16 protein-coding genes are annotated in these 14,399 nt (G+C 29.2%); 11 read left to right on the top strand and 5 right to left on the bottom strand.

Features of this window, described 5'->3' with window-relative positions:
* The first annotated feature begins 5 nt into the window (after positions 1 to 5).
* Entirely contained in the window at positions 6 to 1,583 is a 1,578-nt protein-coding gene (locus AC2TY9_RS03720; protein WP_489779594.1) for an HD-GYP domain-containing protein, read from the top strand.
* Positions 1,584 to 1,591: 8 nt separating this feature from the next.
* Here the strand turns inward: AC2TY9_RS03720 and AC2TY9_RS03715 are convergent, their stop codons facing one another.
* On the bottom strand, positions 1,592 to 2,548 hold the full coding sequence (locus AC2TY9_RS03715) for a multidrug resistance efflux transporter family protein (protein ID WP_489779593.1): 957 nt from the start codon (positions 2,546 to 2,548) through the stop codon (positions 1,592 to 1,594).
* A 139-nt stretch (positions 2,549 to 2,687) separates the two neighbouring features.
* Here AC2TY9_RS03715 and AC2TY9_RS03710 point away from each other — a divergent pair, with 139 nt between their 5' ends.
* From AC2TY9_RS03710 to AC2TY9_RS03665, 10 genes are all read left to right on the top strand, one after another.
* Positions 2,688 to 3,089, top strand: a complete 402-nt coding sequence (locus tag AC2TY9_RS03710; RefSeq protein ID WP_489779592.1) for a DUF1924 domain-containing protein — start codon at positions 2,688 to 2,690, stop codon at positions 3,087 to 3,089.
* 9 nt (positions 3,090 to 3,098) lie between these two features.
* Positions 3,099 to 3,590 (top strand): diheme cytochrome c, encoded by a 492-nt coding sequence (locus AC2TY9_RS03705; RefSeq protein WP_489779591.1) that lies wholly within the window; start codon positions 3,099 to 3,101, stop codon positions 3,588 to 3,590.
* 17 nt (positions 3,591 to 3,607) lie between these two features.
* Positions 3,608 to 4,381, top strand: a complete 774-nt coding sequence (locus AC2TY9_RS03700; protein ID WP_489779590.1) for a cytochrome b/b6 domain-containing protein — start codon at positions 3,608 to 3,610, stop codon at positions 4,379 to 4,381.
* 19 nt (positions 4,382 to 4,400) lie between these two features.
* A complete protein-coding gene (locus tag AC2TY9_RS03695; RefSeq protein ID WP_489779589.1) occupies positions 4,401 to 4,724 on the top strand; it encodes a cytochrome C in 324 nt (107 codons plus the stop codon).
* A complete protein-coding gene (locus tag AC2TY9_RS03690; RefSeq protein ID WP_489779588.1) occupies positions 4,690 to 5,115 on the top strand; it encodes a Spy/CpxP family protein refolding chaperone in 426 nt (141 codons plus the stop codon). Before AC2TY9_RS03695 ends, AC2TY9_RS03690 begins: the two co-directional genes overlap by 35 nt.
* A complete protein-coding gene (locus AC2TY9_RS03685) occupies positions 5,108 to 5,773 on the top strand; it encodes a response regulator transcription factor (protein WP_489779587.1) in 666 nt (221 codons plus the stop codon). The genes AC2TY9_RS03690 and AC2TY9_RS03685 overlap by 8 nt, the downstream gene beginning before the upstream one ends.
* Positions 5,774 to 5,784: 11 nt before the next feature.
* Positions 5,785 to 6,990, top strand: a complete 1,206-nt coding sequence (locus AC2TY9_RS03680; RefSeq protein WP_489779586.1) for an ArsS family sensor histidine kinase — start codon at positions 5,785 to 5,787, stop codon at positions 6,988 to 6,990.
* A 76-nt stretch (positions 6,991 to 7,066) separates the two neighbouring features.
* Positions 7,067 to 8,041: a tetratricopeptide repeat protein gene (locus AC2TY9_RS03675; protein ID WP_489779585.1), complete on the top strand. Its 975-nt coding sequence runs from the start codon at positions 7,067 to 7,069 to the stop codon at positions 8,039 to 8,041.
* The gene (locus AC2TY9_RS03670; protein WP_489779584.1) at positions 8,041 to 8,544 is read left to right on the top strand and encodes a hypothetical protein; all 504 of its coding nucleotides are present in this window, start codon (positions 8,041 to 8,043) and stop codon (positions 8,542 to 8,544) included. Before AC2TY9_RS03675 ends, AC2TY9_RS03670 begins: the two co-directional genes overlap by 1 nt.
* 66 nt (positions 8,545 to 8,610) lie before the next feature.
* The gene (locus tag AC2TY9_RS03665) at positions 8,611 to 9,219 is read left to right on the top strand and encodes a trimeric intracellular cation channel family protein (protein WP_489779583.1); all 609 of its coding nucleotides are present in this window, start codon (positions 8,611 to 8,613) and stop codon (positions 9,217 to 9,219) included.
* Between the two features lie 21 nt (positions 9,220 to 9,240).
* Here the strand turns inward: AC2TY9_RS03665 and lpdA are convergent, their stop codons facing one another.
* From lpdA to gcvPA, 4 genes are all read right to left on the bottom strand, one after another.
* The gene (gene lpdA / locus AC2TY9_RS03660; RefSeq protein WP_489779582.1) at positions 9,241 to 10,593 is read right to left on the bottom strand and encodes a dihydrolipoyl dehydrogenase; all 1,353 of its coding nucleotides are present in this window, start codon (positions 10,591 to 10,593) and stop codon (positions 9,241 to 9,243) included.
* A gap of 3 nt (positions 10,594 to 10,596) precedes the next feature.
* The gene (lipA, locus tag AC2TY9_RS03655) at positions 10,597 to 11,475 is read right to left on the bottom strand and encodes a lipoyl synthase (protein ID WP_489779581.1); all 879 of its coding nucleotides are present in this window, start codon (positions 11,473 to 11,475) and stop codon (positions 10,597 to 10,599) included.
* Positions 11,476 to 11,601: 126 nt separating this feature from the next.
* On the bottom strand, positions 11,602 to 13,065 hold the full coding sequence (gcvPB, locus tag AC2TY9_RS03650; protein ID WP_489779580.1) for an aminomethyl-transferring glycine dehydrogenase subunit GcvPB: 1,464 nt from the start codon (positions 13,063 to 13,065) through the stop codon (positions 11,602 to 11,604).
* Complete coding sequence (gene gcvPA, locus AC2TY9_RS03645; RefSeq protein WP_489779579.1) at positions 13,062 to 14,393, bottom strand: aminomethyl-transferring glycine dehydrogenase subunit GcvPA; 1,332 nt, start codon at positions 14,391 to 14,393, stop codon at positions 13,062 to 13,064. Before gcvPA ends, gcvPB begins: the two co-directional genes overlap by 4 nt.
* Positions 14,394 to 14,399: the final 6 nt, after the last annotated feature.

Raw genomic sequence — 14,399 nt, 5'->3', positions numbered from 1 at the left:
TTTAAATGCACATTAAAAATAAAGTAAAATATAGTTTCTTATTAATTACAATCCTTATATTAATGATATTTATAGCAAATAGCATAGTTTTATATCAAGTAAATGAAAATGAAGAATCAAAAAAAGATATCTCAAAACTAATCTTATTACAAGAAAACATGACCTCTTTGACAAAAGATATTATAATATCTCAAAACGAAGATACATTAAAACTAATTGAGACAAGATTTACTAATTATGAAAAAGAATTTGAATCCCTACATTTTATGCTAATTAACGATACACAAAAAGATTTTATTGATTATATTTTAAAAGATATGCATCAAGAAAAAAGTGTTCTTAATCAGTTAAATATTTTAGCATCAAATGAAAAACAAATTGAAACATCCTTTGAAACTCTATTTGAATTACAAAGAGAAAAGATAAAATTAAATGGTGAGTTTACTAGAACATACCCTTTAGAAAATCGTTTAAGAAATAACCTAGAAGAGTTTATATTAGAGAAAAAAGATTTTAATCTGCTTAAAGACTTTTCAGATATTAAATATTATAGTAAAGAGGTGCTTTTTCAAAAAAAATCTACACAATACCTAAATAAATGGCTTGATAAAGTAAATGTTTTAAGTACTTTTTTGGAAAACAAAGATTTAGAGTCTTATAAAACAGTAATAAAACAATTAGGTGAAAATGCTATTAATTCTAAAAAATTACAATTAAAACAACAATCAGTTCAAGATACAATATATAACTCATTAAAACAAAACAAAAGTCTAAATGAACAAATTCAAAATGATATAGACCTTTTATCAAAAGAATTTCTAACTACCATTAGGTCATTTATAACTTTGATTTTATTTTTTACCTTAGCTTTTATAATCTATTTATCTATCAAAGTTAATAAAAATGTCGCATTAACCGTTGATGAGATTGAAGAAAAAGTACAAAATGGATTAAAGAAAATAAAAAAACTTAACCATGAAATAGAAGATACACAAAAAGAAGTAATTTTCACAATGGGTGCAATAGGTGAAAGTAGATCAAAAGAAACTGGAAATCATGTTAAAAGAGTTGCTGAATACTCAAAGCTTTTTGCTTTATATTATGGATTAGATGAGAAAAAAGCTGAGATGTTGAAGATGGCTAGTCCAATGCATGATATAGGAAAAGTTGCCATTCCAGATGCCATTTTAAATAAACCTGGAAGATTTGATGATAATGAACGAGAAGTAATGAATACCCATGCACAACTGGGTTTCGAGATGTTAAAGCATTCAAAAAGACCTCTTCTAAAAATGGCTGCAACAATTTCAAAAGAGCACCATGAAAAATGGGATGGTTCAGGTTATCCAAAAGGTTTAAAAGAAGAAAAGATAAATATTTATGGACGAATAACTGCCATTGCAGATGTATTTGATGCATTAGGTAGTGATAGATGCTATAAAAAAGCTTGGGATGATGAAAGAATTTTTAAACTATTTAAAGAAGAAAGAGGTAAACATTTTGACCCAAAACTTGTGGATATTTTCTTTGAAAATTTAAATGAGTTTTTAGCAATAAGGGAAAAATTTAAAGACACTATTTAAAACTAAATCTATTTAGATTTAGTCAAAAATAAAAGTCCACTAATAGTTATAAACAATCCAAGCCAACCTATTGTGTTTGGGAAACTACCATCTAAAAATAATACTTCTCCAAACAAAGCAAAAAATACTGAACCACACTGTGTGGCATCCACAAGCATAAGTTTTGTTGTTGTATTTGCATGATTCCTTGCATACAAAAAAAGTGTTGTAGCAACTATTCCTGAAAGTATTGAAACTAAAGCTACACTAATAAACTGCCCAGAACTTGGTGATGTTGGATTTATAAAAAAGTATAAAATCAACCAAAAAGGTGAGCTTCCTAAAATAAGTAGAAAAACCTTTGCAAAACTATTATTTAATACTTTATTATCAACACCTTCTTGCTCTTTTTTTATTTTTCTTTCCCAAACCAATTGATTACCAATTGGATAAGAAAAAGCTGCAATTAAAATTGGGACTGAACCTAAAAGAAGCTTATCTAGATTTGATAAATCAAAATGGCTAAGATTTACTAGCGTTACACCAATAAAAACAATAAGTGTAAAAAACCAAATCCTTTTTGATAATTTTTTACCAAAAAAAGTAAGTACAAAAAGTGAAGCTAAAATAGTCATCTGCCAAGTAGTAGCAACTACCCAAGCAGGGGAAAAATCAGCAGAATAACAAATAAGTGAATAGAAGAAACCAAAACCAATAGTCCCAGCTATACTCCAAAACAAGATATTTTCAAAATACTCTTTTAAAATTGCTTTATAAAAAGAAAAGCCTTTTAAAAAGACAAATCCCACACTCAAAAATAAAAGTGTATAGAAATATCTTAATGAAGCGGACCAATACCAATGTCCCCCATCTAATGAGATACTTCTATTAATTAAAAATGTTGCTGAAAAAAAAGAGGCTGCTAAAAGTCCTACAAAAAGTAGATAAATTGGTTCATTTTGATACTTGATAAATTTTCTATTCATATTAAATTCCTAAAAAAAGAAAGGATTATACTACAAAAACTATTGGTTTTAGTTTTTAAATTGTAAAGAAAATGTCAAGAAAGTTTAGTCCTCAACTTGAAACTATTGATTTATACTTTTAAAATAAAAAGGAGAAAAAATGAAATATTTATTTTTAGGATTATTTGTAATCAGTTTTGCAAATGCAAGTGTAGTTGATGACTATTTAAATAGTTTAAAAAAAGAGGTTCAAAGTCAAGACCCAGCTTTTAAAGGTTTTGATTATAAAAGAGGTGAAGAGATTTTCACATCTAAACATATTGGGAAAAAAGGTAAAGAGATATCTTGCGTATCATGTCATACAGTAAACCTTAACCAAACAGGTGAGAATTTCTTTACAGGAAAAGAGATAAAACCACTTTCACCAAAAGCAAATTCAAAAAGATTTACAAAATTAAAAACCATAAAAAAATGGTTAAGAAGAAACTTCAATGATGTTTATAAAAGAGAAGGTACAGCACAAGAAAAAGGTGATGTAATAACTTACATCATAAATAAATAAGGAGATAACATGAGATATTTACTAATACTAACAATAGGATTTGCATCACTTATGGCAAATGATATGAATACAAAAGAGACTCTATTTAAAAATGAGTGCTCAACTTGCCATATGGCATATCAAGCACAATTTCTACCAAAAAGATCTTGGATAAAAATGATGGATAATCTATCAAACCATTTCGACACTGATGCTTCACTAGACAAAGAAGATACACAAATGATAAAAGAGTATTTAGTTGCTAATTCAAGTGATTCAACGAAAAGACTATATGGTGAGATTGCAGAATTTGCTCAATCAATTCCAAGATCAAAAACTTACTTAGCAATAACTGATATTCCAAAGTTTAAAAGAGAACATAGAGAAGTACCAAAAAGGTTTATAAGCCAAAAAGAGGTAAAAAGTTTAAGTAATTGCACTGCTTGTCACACCGATGCAAAAAAAGGTTGGTATGATGAAGACAATATTAATATACCAAACTATGGAAGATGGGACGATTAATCAAAAAGGATAATATAATGCAAAAATCATATATATGGAGTTTACCAACAAGAGTTTTTCACGCTTTATTTGCTGTATTTATTTTATTGGCTTTTTTAACTGATGATGACAATTTATTACAATACCATGCAATAATTGGTTACTCTATTTTTATTTTGCTTTTTTTTAGAATAGGATGGGGATTATTTGGTCCTAAACATTCAAGGTTTAAAGACTTTCCACTTAGTATTAAAAAAACAAAAGAGTTTTTAGGTGAAATGTTAACAGACAAATCAAAATATGTAGGTCATAATCCAATGGCTTCATTTGTAATGATTGCTATTTTAGTAACAGTTTTTTTAACTATCATTACTGGTGTTTTAGCCTTTGGTATCCAAGAAGGTCGTGGAATAGCTTCAGGATTGAATAGCTCATTTTTTAAAGAGATGGAACTATTTGAAGAGATTCATGAACTATTTACAGGTGTTTTAATAGCTTTAGTTGTAGCTCATTTAGGTGGTGTATTAGTGGACAAAGTTTTACATGGAAAAAATAAAACTTTAAACTCAATTGCAGATGGTTACAAAATGACTGATGAAAAAGAGGATATTACTGTTAATTTTTATCAAAAAACATTTGCTTTTATTATGGCTATTTTATTTATAGGATTTTTACTATTTAATATAAGTACTCCAAAAAATGTTTTAACTGCCTCAGTTTTTGAACCTGTTAACTATGAACAAGAAAACTCTTTGTTTGTAGCTGAGTGTGCATCGTGTCACACTCTATATCCCTCCCAATCTTTTACCTAAAAAATCGTGGGTGACACTAATGGGTGATTTAGAAAACCACTTTGGAGATGATGCTTCTTTAGATGAAGAGGATACAAAAATTATATTAGATTTTCTTGTAAAAAATAGTGCAGAGAACTCAACCATGCAAGGAAGTTTAAATTTTTTGAATTCAATTGAAGATAAAGATATAATTGCAATGTCACAAACACAATTTTGGAAAAAAACCCATGAGGATATTCCAAAAGATTTGTTTAATCATAAAGATATAAAAAGTAAGGCTAATTGTAAGGCTTGTCATATTGATATTGAGAAAGGATTAATAGAAAATGAAAATATTAAAGATATTTCTAGTTTTAATTAGTCTATTTGTATTTTTAAATGCAGATGATGATTATAAAGATTTTGAAGAATACAAACATAAATATTATAAAAACCAAAAATACAATCTATATAAAAATTTTGAATTTTTAAATTTAAATTCCCAACAATATACTCTTATGAAAGATATTTTGATTGATTACAAGAAAGATTATAAAAAACTTCAAAATTATAAACACGATGTAAAAGAAAAGATTGAAGATTTATTAAAAGAAAATGATTTTGATAAAGAAAAGTTCATAACTTTGTTAAAAGATTTAAAATATAAACATCTTGAAATTGAAGCATATAAAATAGAAAGAATTCATAATATTTTAAATAAAAAACAAAGAAAAAAACTCGCTCATTATGTTGAGGAGTGGGAACTTGACTAACAATATATTATTAATTGAAGATGATACAGCAATGAATGAACTTATTGTTGATTATCTAAAAGATTTTAATTTAAGCTGTGCAGCTTTTGAAAACCCTATTGATGCCTTAGAAGAGCTAAAAGAAAACACAAATTATGATATTGTAGTATTAGATTTAATGCTCCCTGAACTAAATGGATTTGATGTATTTAGAAAAATCAAATCCATTATCGATATACCAATTATAATATCTTCTGCTAGAGGTGATATAGGCAATAAAATTCATGGTTATGAATTAGGAGCTGATGATTTTCTAGCTAAACCTTATGAGCCAAGAGAACTTGTTTTAAGAATCAACTATATATTAAAAAAATCAACTCAAGAGACTTTTACAATTGGTGACTTTGAAATAGATACAAAATCAAGAGAGGTTTTAGTAGATAATTATCCAATTGACTTTACAAAAGTTGAATTTGAAATCTTTATGTTTTTAGTTAATAATTCAAATAGAATAGCATCAAGGGAAGATATTATAGAAAACACCTCTTTAGAATCTAATACAAAAAATAGAACTGTTGATATGCATATTTCAAACATAAGATATAAAATAGGTGATGATTCAAAAGAACCAAAATATATTAAATCAGTTTGGGGTGTTGGGTATAAATTAATCTCTTAGAAAAGGTTTTCATGTCTATATTTAAAAAAATTCTAATTTTATTTTCATTTAGTTTTATTCTTATGAGTATTATTGGTTTTTGGATGGATAGTATTAACTCAAATAGAATCGATAGTTTAATAAAAGAGAAATATGCAAAAATCTCTTATGAAATTTTAGATAATTTTGATGATACTAACAAAATAAAAGAACTAGAATTAAAGTATGGTCTAAAAAAAATTAACAATTTTAAAAGTTTAGAAAATGAAGTTTTATATGAAGAGAATTTGACCTTTGGCTTTGTTAAGATTTTCCAAAAATTCTTTCAAGATGAGTTTATACTTCAAATAAAATATTTAGATGATGAATATATTTTTCAAACTAAAGACGAAGGAAGCGTTAACGACAAACTTATATTAAATATTCTAATAGCTCTTGATGTCTTAGCGTTAATTATTATCTTTTTATTTGTACTAAAGATTTTTTCACCTTTAAAACAAATTTCTAAACAAATTACACAATTCGCAAATGGAGATTTTTCAACAAGAGTTGATATAAAATCAAATGATGAGATTGGCAAACTTGCAGATACATTTAACAATATGGCATCTAAACTTGAAAACCTTATAAATACAAGAGAAGAACTCTTAAGAGATATTGGTCATGAACTAAGAACCCCTATAGCAAGAGGAAAATTTGCAATTGAAAAAATTGATGATTTTTCACAAAAAGAATTAATGAAAAAGATTTTCAGTGATCTTGAAGTCTTAACAAATGAATTAATAGAATTAGAAAGATTAAACTCTTCAAAACTAAATTTTGAAAAATTTACCAATAAAAAGCTTATAATAGAATCACTACAAAAAATACATTTTGATAATGAAGATAAAATAGAACTAGATATTAAAGATGATTTTGAAATAGAGGGTGATTTTTACTACTTATGTATTGCTTTAAAGAACTTAATTGATAATGCTTTAAAATATAGTATAAAATTCCCAATAAAAATCTCATCATCAAAAAATAATATTCAAGTTATTAGTTTTGGAGAAGCATTATCCCGTGATATCGAATACTACCTTCAAGCATTTACCCAAGAACTTCACCAAAGAAATGGATTTGGACTAGGACTTAGTATTGTAAAAAAAATAATAGATAAACATGAATTTGAAATCTCATATTATCACAATAAAAAAAATAATAGCAATAACTTTACTCTAAGTGTAAACTCTTTGTAAAGAAATTGTAAAGTTAAAACACTTTTTTCTTTGTTACTATTAGTTTAGTGAAATTAATCAAACAAAGGGGAAGAATATGAGTATTTTAAAAATATTTATCACAATAGGTATATCCCTTTTAGTTTTTAGTGGTTGCGCTAAATATGAAGCAAAAAACCATTTAAAACTAAAAGAGATAGAAAAAGGCTTAGAACTAACAAAAAGTGAGCTACAACAAGACCCCAATGATACATATATGAATTATTATCATGGTAGGTTTTTAGTTAGTCAAAAAAAATATGAAGAATCAATAAATTACTTCAAAAAAGCGGCTGAATCATTTCCATATTCAACATATCATAAACTTTGGCTTGGAATTGCTTATGGGAAAGCTAAAGATTATAAAAATGAACAAAAAATCTATGAAGAGATTTTAAAAGATAAAAATGGAAAATATAGAAGTGCCTGGGCATACTTAGGTAAGAGTTATTATAAAGATAAACAGTATAAAAAAGCTCTTGAAACCTTAGAAAAGGGTATAGAAAGATATAGGAAGCCCCACTCTAACATGTACTATTACTACGCAAAAAGTTTAAATAAAATAGGTGATCAAGAAAATGCCAAAAAATATTTTAAAGAATATTTACGAAAGTTCTCTGATTATTCTTTAGCCAAATGGGCTATTTATAACTTAAATAGATTAGGAGATTTTGAGTATTCAAACTTCAAAATAGGTGAAGAAACAGTAAGTATTAGAAATATGGATTATCTACCAAACAGTAATAACCTAGAGTACTATTCAAAGCAAGGTCTTAATAAAATTGGGAAAAGACTTCTTGAAGATAAAGATATTACTTTATACATAGTTTCTTATGATGTAAATAATCTAACAAGAGCTGAGAAAAGAGTAAAAAACATAAAAAAATATCTCCTAAATAATTTTAGTGATATTGACTTTGAGAATATAAGAATTGCTTGGTTTAAAACACCAAGAAAAATAGAAGTGGATAAAAAAGTCTTTAAAAAAGATGTTTACGTTAATTTTTTCACAACAAATAAAAAGGATAAATAATGAAAAATTTTAAATATATTGCATTTTTACTACTGATTACAACATCACTATTCTCTTCAGTAGATGATGTGGATAATGAAGAGTCAGCATTTGGATCAGAAAGAGAAGCTATGGGTATGGAGTATGGTGAAACAGAAGATACAAATGACACCAATGATGATTTAAATGATAATAAAGATAGAGAAAGTCAGGATTCGACAGGAACAAATGATGCCTCAAGAAACGATGATGCAAACGACGATGCAAACGACGATGAAAATGATGATGCCAAAGAAAATGATGGTGAAGATGGCGAAGATGGTGAAGATGGTGAAGATGGTGAAGATGGTGAAGATGGTGAAGATGGTGAAGATGGTGAAGATGGCGAAGATGGTGAAGATGGTGAAGATGGTGAAGATGGCGAAGATGGCGATCACAATAATGGTGACAATGATGGTGGAGATAGTGATAGCGGTGACAGTGATGGTGGAGATGGTGATGGTGGAGATGGTGACGATGACTAATCACCTCAGCATCAAAAAAAACAAATAAATATTAAGGTATAATCTCAAAAAAATTTAAGGGATAAGATGACTGCACTTGAGATTGCTGATATTGTTGGGATTATATCTTTTGCAATTAGTGGTTTTTTAATTGCTGTACATATGAAACTAGATATTTTGGGTATTTTTATATCTGCGTTTTTAACTGCCTTTGGGGGTGGAATGATTAGAGATGTAATCGCAAATAAAACACCATATATTTTTACAAATAACCTTCCTATTATATTAGTTCTTGTAACTATTATTTTAGCAGTAGTATTTAAACTTCATAAAATACCAGATTTGGAAGGTAAAACTGCTTTTGTCGTTACAGATACTATTGGATTAGCATCTTTTGCTATTTCAGGAGCATTAATAGCTATAAAAGCAGATTTTAACTTTATTGGTATTATTTTGCTTTCACTTTTAACTGCAATTGGTGGTGGTACTTTAAGAGATGTAGTTATTAATAGAATTCCAGCAGTTTTAATAAGTGATTTTTATGGAGCAATAGCTATTATCATCTCTTTTGTAATAATAGCAACTGACTACTTTTATGAAATAAATAAAATCACACTCTTAGCAATATTTATTTTTGGTATTGTTTTAAGACTTGTGGCTTATTATAGAAAATGGCATCTACCTACATTATCGTAAGTAGATGACTATTTATTTTATTTAGTGAGATACTGCTTCTAAAACAGACTCACTAAGTGTTGGATGGGCAAATATCATTTTTGATAAATCTTCCATTGTTAAATCACCATTTATAGCAACTAAAAACTCATGAATTAACTCAGTTGCTTCATTCCCAATAATTCCTGCACCTAATATCTTATCCGTTTCCGTACTATAAATGATTTTGATAAATCCACTATCATCACCTTTGATTTTAGCCTTTGCATTTGGTTTAAAAAATACTTTTTTAGCCTTGAAAGAAATTCCTTGTTCTTTTAAACTTGTTTCACTTTGCCCAATTGATGCAACTTGAGGGGAGCAAAAAGTCACCGATGGCCAAGCAGTATTCTCAACAAATACCTCTTGATCTAAAATTTGTTGAGCTACTCTTTTTGCTTCATGAAAAGCTACATGAGCTAAAGCGGGAGTTTTTATTACATCACCTATTGCATATATTTTAGGATTTGATATTGATTTTAGATTTTCATCAACCTCTACAAAACCTCTATCAGATGTCACATTTGCGATTTCTAAATTTAAACTTTCACTATTTGGAACTCTTCCAATAGATACTAAGATTTTTTCAAAAATCTCTGTTTTTTGTTTTTTTCCTAAATCAATAGTAACTTCTACACCTTCATCTTTTATTTTAAAAGATGTGATATTTGCTTTAACATCAACAGATATTCCAGCTCTTTCAAACTCCCTTTTTAAGGTTCTCCCCATATCATCATCTTCTGAAGGAATTAGTTTTGGCGTAAATTCTGCTATTTGTGTTTTTGTTCCCAAACTACTAAAAAATGTAGCAAATTCACATCCAATCGCTCCTCCCCCAACTACTAAAATAGATTCTGGTAGTTTTTCTAATTGAAATACTTCTCTACTAGAGATAATATTTTTACCATCAACTTTTAATAAAGGGTGTTCCCTATGTGAAGAACCCGAAGCAATGATAAAATTAGAAGCTGTTAACTCTTCATCGCCTACAGTAATTGTATTTTCATTTTTGAAGCTTGCAGTACCATATTTGATTTCAACTTTCCCTTTTTTTAACATATTAAAAACACCAGTTTTTGTATCACAAATAAGTCTGCAAGTATTAGCTTTTAGTTTACTCATATCAAAACCACTTATTGATACATCAACTCCACACTCTTTAAAATACTTAGCTTTTTTTACAAAAGTAGCGCTTTCTAAAAAGTTTTTTGCTGGAATACAACCTTCATTTAAACAAGTTCCACCAACAGTTTCTTCACCCTTTTCTATAAGGCAAACAGATTTTCCACCACTTCCAAGTAGTGAAGCCACTTCATAACCTGCTGGCCCTGCTCCAATAACTATAACATCATACATACCCTACTCTCCTACATACTCATGAGCTAAATAAGAACTTCTAGTATATGGACTTGAATGAACATATTCAAAACCAAGCTCTAGTGCAATATCTTTATATCTTTTAAACTGTGAAGGTTTTACATACTCTTTTACTTTTGTAAACTCATTTGATGGAGCTAGATATTGTCCAATACTTAGATAATCACACCCAACATCTCTTAAGTCTTTCATAACCTCAATCATCTCCTCTTCAGTTTCACCAAGACCAACCATAAGTGCTGTTTTTGTTTTTACATTTTTAGGAGCCAAAGTTTTTAGTTTTCTTAAGACTTGAAGTGACCTTTTATAGTTTGCTGCTTTTCTGATTTTGTAAAGACTTGGAACGGTTTCCATATTATGTCCCAATACTACTGCTCCAGATTCTACTGCTATTTTAAGTGAGTCCATATTTCCTTGAAAATCAGGAATTAAAAGTTCAACTTTTGTATCAGGGAGTTCTTTTAAGATTTTTTGAGTAACCTCATAAAATTGACTTGCTCCACCATCTTTTAAATCATCCCTTGCTGGACTTGTAATAACTACATATTTAAGCCCTAAAGCTTTTACAGATTTGTAAACTTGTTCTACCTCATCTTTATTTACAGAGTTTGGCTTTCCTGTTTCAACATTACAATAAGAGCATCTTCTAGTACAAATTCTCCCAAGGATTAGAAAGGTTGCATTTTTCTTAGAGAAGCACTCACTTATATTTGGGCACTTTGCTTCTTGGCAAATAGTATGGATACCCACATCATTTAAAAGTTGATCCATCTCTTTTTGGGCTCCAAAGTTAAGCTTTTTTCTAAGCCAATCAGGTTTTCTCCCATTATCACTATTTTTTATAAATTCTCTAGTACTCATATCTCTATCCTATAAAAATGTCCCATTTTTATAGGGACCTATTATCTTAATAACTTCTTTTAACGATGGAAATAAATTCCATCTAAAGAAGCAAATCCTAAAGAGGGCAACAAGTTGCCCTTGATTTTAACAAGAACTACAAACATCAAGCTCTTTAATAGCCCTAGTATCATCAGGTCTACAAACACCTAATGTTTTTGGAAACTCTTTAAAGGCACTTGCATCTTCATGTGCTAACTTAACAGCCTCAATCATCCTGTCACAAAACTCATCAAGTGTTTCTTTGTTTTCAGTTTCTGTTGGTTCTATCATAATTGCTTCTTTTACAATTAATGGGAAATAAACTGTAGGTGCATGTAATCCAAAATCAAGTAAATATTTTGCAATATCCATAGCGGTAACCTTATTCTCTTTTGCTAAAGTTTTAGCAGAGAATACACACTCATGCATACATAAAGTATCATATGGAGTATCTAAATGCTCTCTTAGTCTTGCTCTTATATAGTTTGCATTTAATACAGCTTTTGAACTGGCATTTTTCATCCCATTTCCACCAAGAACTGTCATATAAGCAAGTGCTCTTAGACTTATTCCATAGTTTCCAAAAAATGGTGAGATTTTTCCAATAGTATCAGTTCCACCATTAGTAAACTCATAAACACCATCAACTTTACTGATCCCTAAATCTGGTAAAAATGGTTTTAGTTTTTCATTTACTCCAACAGGACCCGAACCAGGACCTCCTCCACCATGTGGCGTTGCAAATGTTTTATGAACATTGATGTGAATAACATCAAAACCAATATCTCCAGGTCTTGCTACTCCCATGATAGCATTCATATTTGCTCCATCATAATACATCATTGCACCATACTCATGGGCTAGGTCACAAATCTCTTTGATTCTTTTATTATAAATTCCAAGTGTATTTGGAACAGTTAGCATCACAGCTGCTACCTCATCAGACATTTTTGCTTTAAAAGCATCAAAATCCATAGCACCATTTGCATCTGATTTAATAGTAATGACCTCATATCCAACCATAGCTGCAGTTGCTGGATTTGTTCCATGGGAAGAGTCTGGAACAATTACATATTTTCTTTTATTACCTTTACTTTCATGGTACTTTTCAATCATCATTATACCAAGCATCTCACCATGAGCTCCTGCTTGTGGAGTAGTTGTAAAAGCTTTCATACCAGTTACTGCACAAAGTTTTTGTTCTAATTCATCAATAACTTGTAATGCACCTTGAACATCTTCATTCATGTTATTTGTAATCAAATGTGGGTGAATAGAAGAAAAACCTTCTAAACTAGCTACTTTTTCAGCTATCTTTGGATTATACTTCATAGTACAAGAACCAAGAGGGTAAAAGTTTTTATCAATTGCAAAATTTTTAGTTGACAAGTTTGTAAAATGTCTAATCACATCAAACTCACTAAGTTCTGGTAAGCTTGCTTTGTTTTCTCTTAATAATTTCTCATCAAGTTTAGCTTTTGGAACATCAAGTTTTGGTAAAGGAATACCATGTCTACTCTCTACACTTTTATCAAATATTGTTTTGGGTTTCATATTTATAATACTCATATTACTTCTCCTAGGGCACTTGCAAACGCATCCATTTGCTCTTTTGTTCTTTTTTCAGTAACTGATACTAAAATTGCATTTTCTAAACCTTCATAAATATTTCCAAGATTTATACCTGCATAAAAACCTTTATTACTCATTTGCTCAATTACATCTGTTGCATCACATGGTGTTTTTATTACAAACTCATTAAATGTAGGAGACTGATTTAAAATTTCAACACCTTTTATACTTGAAAGTTTGTCTTTTAGATATTCAGCCTTACTGTGATTTGTTGTTGCTAATTCTTCAAAGCCCTCACGTCCTACTAAAGATATAAAGATAGTACTTCTTAAAGCCAATAAGTTTTGATTTGAACAAATATTTGAAGTTGCTCTGTGTCTTCTAATATGTTGTTCCCTTGCTTGCATTGTTAATACAAACATCTCTTTTCCATCTTTATCAACTGTTCTACCTATAATTCTTCCAGGTAGATCTCTAATGTAAGCCTGCTTTGTAGCAATCATCCCAAATGATGGTCCACCAAATGCTAAATAGTTTCCTAAACATTGTCCATCTGCACTTACAATATCAACATCCATACTTCCTGGGTCTTTTAAAAGTCCAAGTGAAATAGGATAAGCAGACATTACAGCTAAGGCTTTATTTTCATGAAGCTTTTCTATAATAGCCTCAAAATCAGAAATTGAACCAAAGAAATTAGGGTTTTGGAAAAGATAACCTGCAACACTATCATCTATTTTTTCTAGAACTTTTTCAAGGTTACTTTCAACACCATTTAAATCAATAACTTCAACTTCAATCTCTCTAAATTTTAAATATGTTTGAACCACTTTTATATATGTAGGATTTACCCCACCATCTATTAGTATCTTATTTTTCTTAGAGATTCGAACTGCCATAAGTGCAGATTCTGCTAAAGCTGTTGCACCATCATACATAGAGGCATTTGAAACATCCATACCAGTTAATTTACAAACTAAACTTTGGTATTCATATAAAACTTGCAATGTCCCTTGAGAAGCTTCTGCTTGATATGGAGTATAAGCTGTGTAAAATTCTGATCTTCCAGCTAATGCATCAACTGCACTTGGAACTATATGGTCATAATAACCACCACCTAAAAACATAACCTTATCTGTAACATTTTTTGAAGATAGAGCTTTAAATTTTTCAAAAGTGGTAAACTCATCAACTCCATCTTCTATATCTAGTGATGAAATTCTTAAATTGCTTGGTACTTGGTCAAAAAGTTGCGATTCTTCTTGTAAGCCAATTACATCGAGCATCTGCTTAATTTCATTTTGTGTATGGGGAGTATATGGCATTTTGTC

It is taken from the genome of Arcobacter sp. ISO1, from assembly GCF_058105185.1.
Note: the sequence above shows the minus strand (reverse complement) of the source record. Positions and strands in the feature narration are given on the sequence as shown.